Source organism: Klebsiella sp. CN_Kp066 (assembly GCF_040065135.1).
Lineage (GTDB): Bacteria > Pseudomonadota > Gammaproteobacteria > Enterobacterales > Enterobacteriaceae > Klebsiella > Klebsiella oxytoca.
On sequence record NZ_JBEAIU010000055.1, the window covers coordinates 300,002 to 315,159 of the forward strand.

The following is a 15,158-nucleotide window of genomic DNA, read 5'->3' on the forward strand; positions in this document are numbered from 1 at the left end:
TGATGAACGCGGTACGTGCAGTGGTGTTGTCGATATGCATGCTGGCGGCGGCGCAGGCGAGCGCCGCCTGCCGGTGGCCGGCCTGGGAGCAGTTTAAACAAGAGTACGTCAGCGCCGAAGGGCGGGTTATCGACCCCAGCGATTCACGAAAAATCACCACCTCGGAAGGACAAAGCTACGGGCTGTTCTTTGCCCTGGCGGCCAACGACCGCGAAGGCTTCCGCAAGCTGTTCGAGTGGACGCAAAACAACCTTGCCGAGGGCGATCTGCGCGCGCATCTGCCGGGATGGCTGTGGGGGAAAAAGAGCGATGACGAATGGACGGTGCTCGATAACAACTCCGCCTCGGATTCCGACCTGTGGATAGCCTGGGCGCTGCTGGAGGCCGGACGACTGTGGGAAACGCCCCAGTATACGGAAGTCGGCAAAGCGCTGCTGGCGCGTATTGCTGATGAAGAAGTGGCTACCGTACCGGGGCTGGGGCCGATGATTTTGCCGGGGAGAGTCGGCTTCGTCGATGACGGCGGCTGGCGTTTTAATCCCAGCTATCTGCCGCCGCAGCTGGCGACCTACTTTGCGGCGTTTGGCGCTCCCTGGCCAAAGATACGCGACGGCAATCTGCGCCTGCTGCTGGAGACCGCGCCGAAAGGCTTTTCGCCTGACTGGGTCCGTTACGAAAAAGGCAAAGGCTGGCAGTTGAAGGCGGAGAAACCCATTATCGGCAGCTATGACGCCATTCGCGTCTATCTGTGGGCCGGTATGCTCGATGACGGCGATAAGCAAAAAGCCCGCCTGCTGACGCGCTTTAAACCGATGGCGGCCCGGACGGTAGAGCAGGGTGTGCCGCCGGAAAAAACCAACGTTGCGACCGGTAAAACCACCGGCAACGGTCCGGTGGGCTTCTCCGCGGCGCTACTGCCTTTCTTGCAGAATGAAGATGCCCGGGCCATTCAGCGGCAGCGCGTCGCCGACCACTATCCCGGCGCGGATGCTTACTACAGCACGGTCCTGACCCTTTTCGGCCAGGGATGGGATCAACACCGTTTTCGCTTCACTGCCGGTGGCGAATTACGGCCTGACTGGAACCAGGAATGCACAAGTTCTCATTAAGCTTATTCACGCTCTCCCTAAGCGTCGCGCTGATGCCGCTGGCTCACGCCGTGAACACGCCTGTTCAGGAGCATCTGCTGGAGCAGGTGCGCCTCGGCGAGGCCAGCAAACGAGAGGATTTGGTGCGTCAGTCGCTCTACCGCCTGGAATTGATCGATCCGAACAATCCGGACGTTGTCGCCGCGCGAGTGCGCTATCTTCTCCGCCAGGGCGATACGGCCGGGGCGCAGAAGCAGCTGGCGCGTCTGGCGAAGCTGGCGCCGGAATCGGCGGAGCTGAAAGCTTCGCGCGACGAGATGAAAAGCAGCACCGGCGATGGCCGCCAGGAGCTGCAGCAGGCGCGCCTGCTGGGCGTGGCCGGGAAAGTTGACGAGGCCATCGCCGCTTACGAGAAGTTGTTTAACGGCGTCCCGGATGATGATGAGGCGGCGATTGAGTACTGGACGCTGGTGGCGCGCCTGCCCGCCCGACATAACGAAGGCATCAATCAGCTGAAAAAACTCAACGCCCGCTTACCGGACAACATCCAGCTGCAAACGGCGCTGGCGAAACAGATGTTTGGCGATAATAAGTCGGAAGAGGGATTTGCGTATCTTGAACAGATGTCGCGCTCGGCGGCGGGTCGTGGCATCGCAGCAGACATCTGGTTTAACGAAGTGAAAAGCATGCCGGTGAGCCGGGCCAGCGTACAGGCGCTACAGCGGTTTATCGTGCAATTCCCCACCGGTTCCACCTCGGCAAATGCCCGCGTTCTGCTCGATCAGCAGCAGACCCAGCTCAAAGATCCGACGTTCCGCGATCGCGCGGAGGGGCTGGCGGCGGTGAAGGCCGGGAAAGGTTCGGTGGCCGTGGCCGATTTACAACAGGCTGTCCGGGCGGATGCCAAAGACAGCGACGCGGTTGGCGCATTGGGGCAGGCGTACTCCCAGCGCGGCGATCGGGCGCGGGCGGTTGCTCAGTTGAGTAAAGCTATCAAAATGGCCCCGGATAGCCCGAGCCGCGATAAGTGGGACAGCCTGCTCAAGACTAACCGCTACTGGCTGCTGATCAAGCAGGGCGATAGCGCTCTGAAAAGCGGCCAGCTGGCGCAAGCGCAAAATGCTTACGCTCAGGCGAAGCGGATAGACACTACCGATAGCTATGCGGTGCTGGGGCTGGGTGACGTGGCCGCGGCGCGTAAAGAAAACGCCGCGGCGGAGCGTTACTACCAGCGCGCGCTGCGAATGGATCGCGGCAATAGCCTGGCGGTACGCGGTCTGGCGAATCTGTATCGCGGCGAATCGCCGGAAAAAGCCAGCGCGTATATCGCCAGCCTGTCGCCGGCCCAGCGGCGCAGCATTGATGATATTGAACGTAGCCTGACGAACGAACGCCTGGAGAAACAGGCCGAAGCGCTGGAGAGCCAGGGGAACTGGGCGCAAGCGGCGGAAGTGCAGCGCCGTCGGCTGGCGCTGGATCCGGATAGCGTGTGGATAACCTACCGCCTGGCGCGGGATCTGGTCAGCGCGGGCAGCCGCAGCGAGGCTGACGCGCTGATGCGCGCGATGGTCAACCGCCAGCCTGGCGATGCTGATCGTGTTTACGCCTACGGCCTCTATTTATCCGGTAATAATCAGGATGAGATGGCGCTGGCGCAGATAAACGCCCTGCCTCAAGGGCAGTGGACGGACAATATTCGCGAGCTGGAGGCGCGTCTGCAAAGCGACAGGATCTTGCGGCAGGCAAACCAGCTGCGCGATAGCGGCCAGGAGGCCCAGGCTATCGCGCTGATTAAACAGCAACCGACGTCGGTGCGCTACGCGCTCACGCTGGCGGACTGGGCGCAGCAGCGCGGCGACAGCCAGACTGCGATAGCGGAATATCAGCGGGTGCTTGGCCAGCAGCCGGATAACGGCGATGCGCGTCTGGGACTCGCGGAAGTGTATCTTGCCGACGGCGATAAGAATGCTGCCCGCGCTCAGGTGGCGCAGCTCAAGGGCGAAGACATCGATTCTATCAATATGCAGCGGCGTATTGCCCTCGCGCAGGCCGGTCTGGGCGATCGCGTTCAGGCGCAGCAAACCTTCGCCCGCATCGTGCCCCAGGCGAAAGCGCAGCCGCCGTCGATGGAAAGCGCGCTGGTGCTGCGCGACGCCGCGCGTTTCCAGGCGCAGAACGGCGAGCCGCAGCAGGCGCTGGAAGGTTATAAGGATGCCATGGTGGCCTCCGGGGTTACTCGCGAGCGCCCGCAGGATAACGACACCTTTACGCGCTTAACGCGTAACGACAGCAGCGATGACTGGCTCAAGCGCGGGATCCGCAGTGATGCCGCCGATCTTTATCGCCAGCAGGATCTTAACGTCACCCTCGAGCATGATTACTGGGGCTCCAGCGGTACCGGCGGCTATTCCGATCTGAAAGCGCATACCACCATGTTACACGTAGATGCCCCGCTGGCCGACGGGCGAATGTTCTTCCGTACCGATCTGGTTAATATGGATGCCGGGAGTTTTTCTACCAATAACGACGGCAGCTATGCGCCGAGCTGGGGCACCTGCGGCGAAATCGCCTGTACCGGCGGCAGCAAACATCAGAGCGACAGCGGCGCCAGCGTAGCGGTGGGCTGGCAGAACGAGACCTGGAGCGGCGATATCGGCACCACGCCGATGGGCTTTAACGTCGTTGATGTGGTGGGCGGCCTGAGCTACAGCAGCGACGTTGGCCCGCTGGGCTACACCGTTAATCTTCATCGGCGACCCATCTCCAGCTCGCTGTTGGCCTTCGGCGGGCAGAAAGATAACCCTAACGGCGGCCATACTGGCAAGACCTGGGGCGGGGTGCGCGCCAACGGCGGCGGTGTGAGTCTGAGCTACGATAAAGGCGAGGCCAACGGGGTCTGGTCTTCGTTGGGCGTCGACCAACTGACCGGGAAAAACGTTGCCGACAACTGGCGCGTGCGCTGGATGACCGGCTACTACTATAAAGCGATCAACGAAGATAACCGCCGGGTCACCGTCGGCCTGAACAATATGCTCTGGCACTACGATAAAGACCTGAGCGGCTATACCCTGGGTCAGGGGGGATATTACAGTCCGCAGGAATATGTCTCCTTCTCGGTACCTGTGACCTGGCGTCAGCGGACGGAGAACTGGTCATGGGAGCTGGGGGGCTCGGTGTCGTGGTCCCACTCGCGGACCAAAACCGAGGCGCGCTATCCGCTGCTCAATTTGATCCCCTCTCAGTATCGTCATGATGCCAGCCAGCTTACGGAAGAAGGCAGCAGCAGCTCTGGCGTCGGCTATACCGCGCGGGCGCTGATTGAACGACGGGTAACCAGCAACTGGTTTGTTGGGGCGGCGGTGGATATTCAGCAGGCGAAGGATTATACCCCGAGCCATGCGCTGCTGTACGTCCGCTATTCGGCTTCCGGCTGGCAGGGCGATATGGATATGCCGCCGCAGCCGCTGGTCCCTTACGCCGACTGGTAGCAGATTAGGCTGAATTATGCGACAGGGCGTCACTCCACGGCGCTCTTCGCGTATACTCGTTGCCTCCGGCCATACAGCCCGATTTCCCCTCCGGTGGCGATTGTGAACCTTTAGCTCCGGTAAGCGCGGCGCCACTGGGGAGAGCTAGCGAAGCTGCATTGCGCACTGTATCCCGGAGGCGGTGCCAGAGGCACCTTGTCCGGGCTACCGACCCGATGGCGGTGGTGAACTTGTCCCCCGGACGGTTTTGTCGTTTTGTAGCCCGGGTAAGGCGTCAGCCGCCGCCCGGGAATTGTCCCCGGGTCGCGCTATGCTTACAGGTCCGTGCCGCCGCCGGGAAAGCCTCCCGATGGCATTGCTTCGCGCCTTGCGGGCGTGAGCGAACAATTTGAGTATATAATCAGCCTGAAAACGACCGGAGATGATGGATCTAAACCGGGTATGCGTTCAGTTTCAGTGGAGAACCCCGTTGCGCGTCAGCCGTTCACTTACAATTAAACAGATGGCAATGGTCGCGAGCGTGTCCATGGCGTTTGTACTCGTCTTCTGTTCTATTTTGCTGTTCCATTTTGTTCAGCAGAGTCGCTATACCACGGCCACGCAGTTAGAGAGCATTGCGCGTTCCGTCCGCGAACCGCTGTCAGCGGCTATTCTGAAAGCCGATATCCCGGAGGCGGAAGCTATTCTGAGCCGCATTCAGCCTGCTGGCATCGTCAGCCGGGCGGATGTTGTCCTGCCTAATCAGTTCCAGGCGCTGCGGATGCGCTTTATCCCCGAGCGTCCGGTGCCGGTAACCATCACCCGCATGTTTGAACTGCCGGTACAGATTTCGCTGCCTATCTACTCCCTTGAGCGGCCCGCTAACCCACAGCCGCTGGCCTATCTGGTGCTGCAAGCCGATTCATATCGCATGTATAAATTCGTGATGAGCGCCCTGGCAACATTAGTGACTGCTTACTTACTTTTGGTGCTGATGCTGACGGTAGCCATCACCTGGTGCATCAACCGTCTGATGGTACGACCGCTGCGTAAAATCGCCCGCGAGCTGAATGATGTCCCGCAGCAGGAGCGTCTTGGCCATCAGCTTTCTATACCGCGCTTACATCATGACGATGAAATCGGCATGCTGGTGCGCAGCTATAACCGTAACCAGCAGACTCTGCTGCGCCTGCACGATGAACTCTCTTTGCAATCGACCCGTTTCCCGGTATCCGAGCTGCCAAATAAAGCCTTTTTGATGGCGATGCTGGAGCAAACCGTCGCCCGTGGGCAGGCGTCTGCGCTGCTGATTGTCGCCTGCGAAACGCTGCAGGATACCGCTGGCGTACTCAAAGAGACGCAGCGCGAAATGCTGCTGTTGACGCTCGTTGAAAAACTGCGGGCGGTTATCCCGACGCAGATGGTCCTGGCCCAGGTGAGCGGCTACGACTTTGCGATTCTGGCCCACGGAATTACCGAGCCCTGGCAGGCGGTGACGTTAAGTAAGCAAGTACTTACTGTCTTAAGCGAACGTTTACCGTTGCACGGCATCCAGCTGCGCCCCTGCGCCAGCGTCGGCATTGCGATGTTTAACGGCGAAATTAACGGCGAACAGCTCTATCGCCGGGCGTTTTCCGCCGCCGTTACCGCGCGGCGTAAAGGTAAAAATCAGATTGAGTTCTTCGATCCGGAACAGATGGAAAAAGCGCAGCGCCGCCTGATGGAAGAGCACGATATTTTAACGGCGCTTGATAATCAGCAGTTTGCCATCTGGCTGCAGCCGCAGGTGGATACTATCAGCGGCGAGGTCTGCGGTGCAGAAGCGCTGCTGCGTCAGCGTCAGGCTGACGGGAGCTGGTCGCTGCCTGGCGATCTGATTGAGCGTATCGAAGCCTGCGGGCTGATCGTCCCGGTCGGCTACTGGGTGATGGAAGAGGCCTGCCGACAGCTTGCCGCCTGGCAAAATCAGGGGATCATGTTGCCGCTATCGGTCAACGTGTCGCAGCTACAGCTGCTGCATCACGATCGCGGCGCGGAGATGCTGGCGCTGCTCGCGCGCTATCGTATCGCGCCGGGCACGCTGATCCTCGAAGTCACCGAAAGCCGTCGAATAGACGACCCGCAGGCCATGATTTCTCTGCTGCGTCCGCTGCGTGAAGCGGGCGTGCGGATCGCGCTGGACGACTTTGGTATGGGCTACGCCGGGCTGCGTCAACTGCAGCATATTAAATCGCTGCCGGTGGATATCCTGAAAATCGATAAAGTCTTTATCGATATGCTACCTGATGACATCAGCATGGTGCCCGCGATTATCCAGCTGGCGCGGGGGCTGAATCTGCACATCGTCGCGGAGGGCGTTGAAACCGATAAGCAGTATCGCTGGCTGCAGGAGGCGGGTGTCGAGACGGTGCAAGGTTATCTTTTTGGCTGCGCCATGCCGCCTGAGGCTTTTAAGGCCCGCTTTTTACCGGCTGTTGTTGAGGATGCAAGTTTGTAACAACATTGTTAGCTTATGCGAGTCAGTTCAAATAAATTAACAATTGCATTGCAATTTCATCACTCGTTATTTCTGAAATGTTTCATGGGTGTTATTTTTAAGCCACAGACGCAATACCCCCTCACAGTCTGTGGTTATCTCCAAAGGACACCCTATGAAAATCTCTTTCTTTAAAAGCCTCTATGTCCAGGTTTTATCGGCCATAGCGATCGGTATTCTGCTGGGCCATTTTTACCCGGAGCTGGGTGCGCAGATGAAACCCCTCGGCGATGCCTTCGTTAAGCTGATTAAAATGATTATTGCCCCGGTTATCTTCTGTACCGTTGTGACGGGGATTGCCGGGATGGAGAGCATGAAGGCCGTCGGCCGCACCGGGGCGGTGGCGCTGCTCTATTTTGAAGTCGTGAGCACCATCGCGCTGATCATCGGTCTGATCATTGTTAACGTGGTGCAGCCCGGCGCGGGTATGAACGTTGACCCGGCCACCCTTGATGCGAAGGCCGTGGCGGTTTATGCCGAACAGGCGAAAGATCAGGGTATCGTGGCGTTCCTGCTCGATATTATCCCCGGCAGCGTGATTGGCGCGTTCGCGAGTGGCAACATTCTGCAGGTGCTGATGTTTGCCGTGCTGTTCGGTTTTGCGCTGCATCGTCTGGGCAGCAAAGGCCAGCTGATTTTTAACGTTATCGAAAGCTTCTCGCAGGTTATATTCGGCATCATCAATATGATCATGCGCCTGGCGCCGATTGGCGCATTCGGCGCCATGGCCTTTACTATCGGGAAATACGGCGTCGGTACGCTGGTGCAGCTTGGTCAGCTGATCGTCTGCTTCTACATCACCTGTATCCTGTTTGTCGTGGTGGTACTGGGCTCGATCGCCAAAGCCACCGGCTTCAGCATCTTTAAGTTCATCCGCTATATCCGCGAAGAGCTGCTGATCGTCCTGGGAACCTCTTCGTCCGAGTCGGCGCTGCCGCGGATGCTTGATAAGATGGAGAAGCTGGGCTGCCGTAAATCGGTGGTGGGGCTGGTGATCCCGACGGGGTACTCCTTTAACCTCGATGGCACCTCAATATACCTGACGATGGCGGCTGTGTTTATCGCCCAGGCGACAAACAGCCATATGGATATTTTCCATCAGATTACCCTGCTGGTGGTGCTGCTGCTCTCCTCGAAAGGCGCGGCGGGCGTGACGGGCAGCGGCTTTATCGTCCTGGCGGCGACCATCTCCGCCGTCGGTCATTTGCCGGTCGCCGGCCTGGCGTTAATCCTCGGCATTGACCGCTTTATGTCCGAGGCGCGCGCGCTGACCAACCTGGTGGGTAACGGCGTAGCGACTATTGTGGTCGCAAAATGGGTTAAAGAGCTGGACTCACAGCAGCTCGATGATGTGCTGAATAACCGTACGCCGGTAGACAAATCGCACGAATTATCCTCATAAATCCATCTGTTAGGTCCATAGTCCCTTGCTGGACTATGGGCTCCTGCGCATAATTAGGGGTCGCTGCCGCATGCGCGGCGGTGACCCTTATGATTATTTCACGTCAACATGCGACATTTTCGTCTCCGTGTGGTCTAACCGACGTACTTAACTCACCATTTTTTCGGCGGCCCTCCCGTGGGCCGCTGTTGTAACCAGGATTGTTCATCAGGGGTTCACATGCAGGGCACAAAAATTCGACTCTTAACCGGTGGTTTGCTGATGTTGGCGACGGTCGGTTATGTGCAGGCAGAAGCGCTCCAGCCGGACCCGGCCTGGCAACAGGGCACACTGGCAAACGGGTTTCAGTGGCAGGTTTTAGCCACCCCGCAGCGTCCCAGCGATCGTATCGAAGTTCGCCTGTCCGTGAATATTGGCTCGCTGAGCGAAAGCACTCAGCAGAGCGGCTTTAGCCACTTTATCCCGCGCCTCGCGCTGACGCAAAACGGTGGCCTCCCGACCATGCAGGCCCGTTCGCTATGGCAGCAGAGTATTGACCCGAAACGTCCTCTGCCGCCCGCCATCGTCTCTTATGACTACAGTTTGTTTAACCTGAGCTTACCGAATAACCGTAACGACCTGCTGAAAGAGGCGCTGAGCTGGCTGGCGAGCGCCAGCGGTAAAATGTCGATCACTCCGGAAGCGGTCAACCATGCGCTGCAGGGCGAAGATATGGTGGTCACCTGGCCTGCGGATACTAAAGAGGGCTGGTGGCGTTATCGGCTGAAAGGCTCCACCATGCTGGGGCATGATCCGGCGGCGCCGCTGAAGCAGCCGGTGGATATTGCTCAGCTTAAAGACTATTACCACAAGTGGTACACGCCGGATGCCATGACCCTGATTGTGGTCGGCAACGTCGATAGCCGCAGCGTCGCGGAGCAAATTAACAAAACTTTCGGCGGCCTGAAGGGCAAGCGCGAAACGCCGGTGGCGGTTCCTACCCTGTCGCCGCTGCCGACGACGCCGGTCAGCATCATGACCGATGCAGTGCGCCAGGATAAGCTGTCGCTGATGTGGGATGCGCCGTGGCAGCCGATTCGTGACTCGGTCGCGCTGCAGCGCTACTGGCGAGATGACCTCGCCAGAGAAGCGCTGTTCTGGCACGTTCAGCAGAATCTGAGCAAAAGTAACATCAAGGATATCGGCCTGGGCTTTGACTGCCGCGTGCTTTACCAGCGCGCCCAGTGCGCGATCAATATCGAATCGCCGGGCGAGCGGCTGAACGCCAACTTAACGACCGTGGCGCGCGAGCTGGCGAAAGTGCGCGATAACGGTCTGCCGCAGGATGAGTTTGATGCCCTGATTGCGCAGAAAAACCTTGAACTGCAGAAGCTGTTTGCCACCTATGCCCGCACGGATACCTATCTTCTGATTAGCCAGCGGATGCGTTCGTTGCAAAATCAGGTGGTGGATATCGCTCCCGAGCAGTATCAGAAGCTGCGTCAGGAGTTCCTCAATTCGCTGACGGTTGACATGCTGAATCAGTACCTGCGTCAGCAACTTTCGCAGGATATGGCGCTGGTGTTGCAGCAGCCGCAGGGCGAACCGGAGTACAACATGAAGGACCTGCAGGCGACGTGGGAAAAGCTGATGGCGCCAGCGCCAGCGGCCGCCGCGGCGTCGAACAGCGCCGGTGATGTTGCGCAAGGACGTAGCGAAGCGACGGATATCCCGCCTGCGCAGTAAAGCAAAACCGGATAGCGTGGCTATCCGGTGAGGTTTATGGCTTATCTGTTTTAACTATTGCTCGGGATTGGCCCGGTGATTTTCCTGGAGGCGGCGCTGGAGCGCCTTCTCCGGTCTACCGGCGTGCAGATGGCGGTAAACCCGTAGCCCGGCTAAGCGCAGCGCAAGCCGGGATTCTCGCCGGCGGGCGTAACTCCATCGAAATTACTGCGGCATCGCCTCGCGCGGGATAATCGCACCGCGATACTGAATCACCGTGCTGGCGGTCAGGTGGCCGCGTTTTGCCGCTGATTCGGCATCGCCGCCGGTCAGGCGCACGGCCAGATAGCCGGCGCTGAATGAATCGCCCGCTGCCGTGGTATCAACGACTTTCTCTTTTGCCAGCTTAACGGCCGGGACTTCCAGCTGCGGCTGTCCGGCAATCGCTACCAGGCAGGAGTCGGCGCCGCGCTTCACCACCACTTCTTCAACGCCAGCGGCGTGAGTGCGGGCAATCACCTCTGCCACCGGCTTCTCGCCCCACAGCGCGTCTTCGTCATCAAGGGTCAGGAACGCAATGTCGGTGCAGGCCAGCATCTGCTGATAAACCTGCTGCGTCTCTTCTTTACTGCTCCACAGGCGCGGACGATAGTTGTTATCAAAGATAACTTTACCGCCGTTTGCCCGGCATTCCCGCAGCAGGGTCAGCAGCTTCTCGCGGCTTGTCGGGCTCAGGATTGCCAGGCTGATGCCGCTGAGGTAAAGATAATCATAGGTCGCCAGCTCTTCGCAGATGGCCGCAGACTGCTCGCTCTCCAGCCAGAACTTCGCTGCGGCTTCATTACGCCAGTAGTAAAACGTACGCTCGCCGGTATCGTCAGTTTCGATGTAGTAGAGGCCCGGTAAACGGTCGGCCATGCGCTGAATCAGGTCCGTCTGGACATTCTCACTCTGCCAGGATTCGAGCATCTGCTGGCTGAAGGTGTCCGTGCCCAGGGCGGTAACATAGTGTACGCCCAGCTCGCTGGCGTCGGTCTGGCGGGCAATGTAGACGGAAGTGTTTAAGGTGTCGCCGCCAAAGCCGCGATTTACCGCCGCGCCTTTCTCTGACAGCTCAATCATGCATTCGCCAATGACGGCAATTTTCTTAGACATAGTGATGACCTGAAATTAAATCAATATTAACCCTAGTGTGCGCTGGGCCGCTTTTATGGTCAATGATATTAAAACAACGTTCCATTATTTTTTTGACCTGACGCGGATTATGTGACGAAAAGCGCATTTGGCAGAGCACCTGACGTTTCTCAACTATATTCATGACTGACGAGACGCAAAAGGAGTGCAGAAGGGATGACCAGAACCCGTAAAACCGTGGCTATTATCCTTGGAACGATAGTCGTACTGATCGTTCTGTTTTTTATTGTGGTGGCGACCTTTGACTGGAATCGCCTGAAGCCGACGATTAATCAGAAAGTGTCGGCCGAGCTGAACCGTCCGTTTGCGATTCGCGGCGATCTGGGCGTCGTGTGGGAGCGCCAGCCCGGCGAAAGAGGCTGGCGAAGCTGGATACCCTGGCCGCACGTGCATGCCGAAGATATTATCCTCGGCAACCCGCCTGACATCCCGCAGGTCACCATGGTTCACCTGCCGCGCGTTGAGGCGACCCTCGCCCCGCTGGCGCTGCTCAGCAAAACGGTCTATCTACCGTGGATTAAGCTTGAACAGCCGGACGCGCGATTGATTCGACTGTCGGAGAAGAGCAACAACTGGACTTTCGACCTGGCTTCGGCGGGAGCGTCTGAGAAAGATGCGGCGCCTTCCAGCTGGTCTTTCCGACTCGACAATATTCTTTTCGATCGCGGCAAGATTGCTATCGATGACAAGGTATCGCGCGCCGATGTGACGATCGTGGTTGATCCGCTCGGTAAACCGCTGGCGTTTAGTGAAGTGACCGGCGAAAAAGGGAAAGGAGCGTCGCAGAAAGTGGGCGATTACGTCTTCGGCCTGCAGGCGAAAGGGAGCTACAACGGGCAGCCGCTCTCCGGTAACGGCAAAATCGGCGGCATGCTGGCGCTGCGCAGCGAAGGGACGCCGTTCCCGCTGCAGGGGGATTTTCGTTCCGGCAATACCCGGGTCGCTTTTACCGGCACGGTCAGCGATCCGCTCAATCTCGGCGGCGTCGATCTGCGCCTCAAGTTTTCCGGTGATTCGCTGGGCGATCTCTACGATCTGACCGGCGTACTGCTGCCGGATACGCCGACTTTCTCTACCGACGGCCATCTGCGCGCCACCTTTAAGGAGAAAAACGGTTCACGCTTCGCCTATCAGGATTTCAATGGCCGTATTGGCGAGAGCGATATCCACGGGTCGCTGATCTACACCACCGGTAAACCCCGGCCTAAGCTGGAGGGCGATCTGGAGTCCAGGCAGCTACGGCTGGCGGATCTGGGGCCGCTGATTGGCGTCGATTCCGGCGGCAAAGGCAGCCAGACTGAACGGCGTAAAGGTGAAGCTTCTCCGCAGCCAGCCGGAAAAGTGTTGCCGTATGACCGCTTTGAAACCGACAAGTGGCAGGTAATGGATGCCGATGTGCGCTTCAAAGGACGGCGGATTGAGCACGGCAGCACGCTACCCATCAGCGACCTTTCTACGCACATCATCCTGCAGCGAGGCGACCTGCGCCTGCAGCCGCTGCGTCTGGGGCTGGCTAACGGTACCCTCGCCGGCAGCATTCATCTTGAAGGGGATAAAAAACCGCTGCAGGGGACGGCCAACCTGCAGGCGCGCCGCCTGAAGCTCAAAGCGCTGATGCCAAACGTGGAGATGATGCAGAAAACGCTCGGCGAAATGAACGGCGATGTTGAGCTTCGCGGCACCGGTAACTCCGTCGCCGCGCTGCTGGGCAACAGTAACGGTAACCTGAAGCTGCTGATGAACGACGGGCTGATTAGCCGTAACCTGATGGAGATCCTCGGCCTGAACGTCGGTAACTTTATTATCGGCCAGATCTTTGGCGATGATGAGGTGCGGGTGAACTGCGCGGCGGCGAATATCGACGTGGTCAACGGCGTCGCCCGGCCGCAGGTGTTCGCGTTTGATACCGAAAACGCGCTGATCAACGTGACCGGGACCGCCAGCTTTGCGTCGGAGCAGCTGGACCTCACTATCGATCCGGAGAGTAAGGGCTTTCGTATTATCACCCTGCGCTCCCCGCTGTACGTTCGCGGCAGCTTTAAGTCGCCGAATGCGGGCGTGAAGGCGGGGCCGCTGATTGCCCGCGGCGCGGTAGCGGCAGCGCTGGCGACGCTGGTGACGCCGGCAGCAGCGCTGCTGGCGCTGATATCACCTGCCGAAGGCGAGGCGAACCAGTGTCGGGCAATCTTGTCGCAGATGAAAAAATAGTCGGGAAGAAGACTCCCCTGGCCGGATGGCCGGGGGAGTGGACGGAGAGTTACAGCGATTGATGACGCGTTTCGTGAGTCAGCAGCAGCGCGATCATCGTCAGCGCCGCCATGGCGGCGAGGTAGAGCCCAACCGCGGGCAGACCGTAGTTGCCCTGCAGCCATGCGGCGATATACGGCGCTACGGACGCCCCGAGGATCGACGAGACGTTGTAGGAGAACGAGGCGCCGGTGTAGCGAACTTCGGTCGGGAATAGCTCCGGCAGCAGCGCGCCCATAGGGCCAAAGGTCAGCCCCATCAGGCTCAGGCCAATCAGCAGGAAGGCAAAGACCAGCAGCGGATTGCCGGAGCCGAGCAGCGGTTTAAAGGCAAACAGCGCGAAGAGGATGATGAGAGTCGTGATCACGACCATGCTCTTACGACGGCCAAAGGCATCCGCCAGCAGGCCCGCCACCGGCACCATCACGCCAAAACCAATGACCGCCATCATCAGCATCCACAGCACTTCGTTGCGCGGCAAGCCGAGACCAATCGGCGCGGCGGCGGTACTGAAGGTCATGGAGTAGACGGTCATGATGTAAAACAGCGTGTAGGTCGCCAGCATGATAAAGGTGCCGAGAACGGTGACGCGTACGTGTTTTGTCAGCAGGGTGCCCAGCGGGATTTTGACCTGTTTCTTCGCGGCGGCTACCTTTGCGAACACCGGCGACTCGTGCAGCGAAACGCGGACGTACAGGCCGATAATGACCAGCACGGCGGAGAAGATAAACGGCATACGCCAGCCCCATTCCATAAACTGCTGGTCGGTCAGCAGCCAGGAGAGCAGCAGGAAGGTGCCGTTAGCGAAGAAGAAGCCGATAGGCGCGCCCAGCTGTGGGAATGAGCCATACAGCGCGCGCTTGCGCGGCGGGGCGTTTTCCGTCGCCAGCAGCGCCGCGCCGCCCCATTCGCCGCCAAGGCCCAGCCCCTGGCCAAAGCGGGCCAGCGCCAGCAGCACCGGCGCCATAATGCCAATGGTTTCATAGCCGGGCAGCAGGCCGATAACTACGGTTGAGATCCCCATCGTCAGCAGCGAGGCCACGAGGGTCGCTTTACGGCCTACGCGGTCGCCGAAATGGCCGAATACCGCAGAACCGATAGGGCGGGCAATAAACGCGATGGCGAAGGTCGCCAGCGATTGTAGCGTCGCGGCGGCGGGATCGCCCTGCGGGAAGAAAATATGCGGAAATACAATGACCGCCGCGGTGGCATAGATATAGAAGTCGAAGAACTCGATGGCGGTGCCAATGAGCGAAGCGACGACGACCTTGTTGCGTGAGTTAACCGGAACGGTTTCCTGAGCATTGTCGAGTGTTGTGGCTGTGGCTTGCATAGATCTTTCTTATTTTTTGCGAACGAAAGGCCATATAGCCACAGCCTTGGGGACATTTCAATCTGTAACAAGGGGACGGGGAGGCTAAAAAACAGGCAAAAAGTGAATAATTTCTGTGCCAGAAAAATAAGTTCTATGAAATGCTTCACACAATTCAAATAATGGTTGATAAAACCAGGTTTAGGTT

8 protein-coding genes are annotated in these 15,158 nt (G+C 58.9%); 6 read left to right on the forward strand and 2 right to left on the reverse strand.

From position 1 onward, the window contains the following. The first annotated feature begins 2 nt into the window (after positions 1-2). The 5 genes from bcsZ (at position 3) to ABLV75_RS23475 (ending at position 10,218) form a co-directional block, all read left to right on the forward strand. A complete protein-coding gene (bcsZ, locus tag ABLV75_RS23455; protein WP_016807547.1) occupies positions 3-1,109 on the forward strand; it encodes a cellulose synthase complex periplasmic endoglucanase BcsZ in 1,107 nt (368 codons plus the stop codon). Then, positions 1,091-4,576: a cellulose synthase complex outer membrane protein BcsC gene (gene bcsC, locus ABLV75_RS23460; protein ID WP_348855179.1), complete on the forward strand. Its 3,486-nt coding sequence runs from the start codon at positions 1,091-1,093 to the stop codon at positions 4,574-4,576. Before bcsZ ends, bcsC begins: the two co-directional genes overlap by 19 nt. Before the next feature lie 469 nt (positions 4,577-5,045). After that, positions 5,046-7,052 (forward strand): biofilm formation regulator HmsP, encoded by a 2,007-nt coding sequence (gene hmsP / locus ABLV75_RS23465; protein ID WP_024274799.1) that lies wholly within the window; start codon positions 5,046-5,048, stop codon positions 7,050-7,052. Between the two features lie 154 nt (positions 7,053-7,206). Further along, the gene (locus tag ABLV75_RS23470) at positions 7,207-8,493 is read left to right on the forward strand and encodes a dicarboxylate/amino acid:cation symporter (RefSeq protein WP_004106699.1); all 1,287 of its coding nucleotides are present in this window, start codon (positions 7,207-7,209) and stop codon (positions 8,491-8,493) included. A 219-nt stretch (positions 8,494-8,712) separates the two neighbouring features. Next, a complete protein-coding gene (locus ABLV75_RS23475; RefSeq protein ID WP_004106697.1) occupies positions 8,713-10,218 on the forward strand; it encodes a pitrilysin family protein in 1,506 nt (501 codons plus the stop codon). Between the two features lie 204 nt (positions 10,219-10,422). Here ABLV75_RS23475 and ABLV75_RS23480 read toward each other — a convergent pair whose 3' ends face one another. Continuing rightward, positions 10,423-11,352, reverse strand: coding sequence for a sugar kinase (locus ABLV75_RS23480; RefSeq protein WP_004106695.1), 930 nt, complete (start codon positions 11,350-11,352; stop codon positions 10,423-10,425). A 195-nt stretch (positions 11,353-11,547) separates the two neighbouring features. On the opposite strand from ABLV75_RS23480, the gene ABLV75_RS23485 reads away from it, so the two are divergent. Further along, positions 11,548-13,599: an AsmA family protein gene (locus ABLV75_RS23485; protein ID WP_004106693.1), complete on the forward strand. Its 2,052-nt coding sequence runs from the start codon at positions 11,548-11,550 to the stop codon at positions 13,597-13,599. 49 nt (positions 13,600-13,648) lie between these two features. Here the strand turns inward: ABLV75_RS23485 and ABLV75_RS23490 are convergent, their stop codons facing one another. Next, a complete protein-coding gene (locus tag ABLV75_RS23490; RefSeq protein WP_004106691.1) occupies positions 13,649-14,971 on the reverse strand; it encodes an MFS transporter in 1,323 nt (440 codons plus the stop codon). Positions 14,972-15,158 lie beyond the last annotated feature (187 nt).

Bases quoted from the DNA above. Each gene is read 5' to 3' on its own strand.
- bcsZ (WP_016807547.1), top strand. From the start codon at position 3: ATGAACGCGGTACGTGCAGTGGTGTTGTCGATATGCATGCTGGCGGCG.
- bcsC (WP_348855179.1), top strand. From the start codon at position 1,091: ATGCACAAGTTCTCATTAAGCTTATTCACGCTCTCCCTAAGCGTCGCG.
- ABLV75_RS23470 (WP_004106699.1), top strand. From the start codon at position 7,207: ATGAAAATCTCTTTCTTTAAAAGCCTCTATGTCCAGGTTTTATCGGCC.
- ABLV75_RS23475 (WP_004106697.1), top strand. From the start codon at position 8,713: ATGCAGGGCACAAAAATTCGACTCTTAACCGGTGGTTTGCTGATGTTG.
- ABLV75_RS23480 (WP_004106695.1), bottom strand. From the start codon at position 11,352: ATGTCTAAGAAAATTGCCGTCATTGGCGAATGCATGATTGAGCTGTCA.
- ABLV75_RS23485 (WP_004106693.1), top strand. From the start codon at position 11,548: ATGACCAGAACCCGTAAAACCGTGGCTATTATCCTTGGAACGATAGTC.
- ABLV75_RS23490 (WP_004106691.1), bottom strand. From the start codon at position 14,971: ATGCAAGCCACAGCCACAACACTCGACAATGCTCAGGAAACCGTTCCG.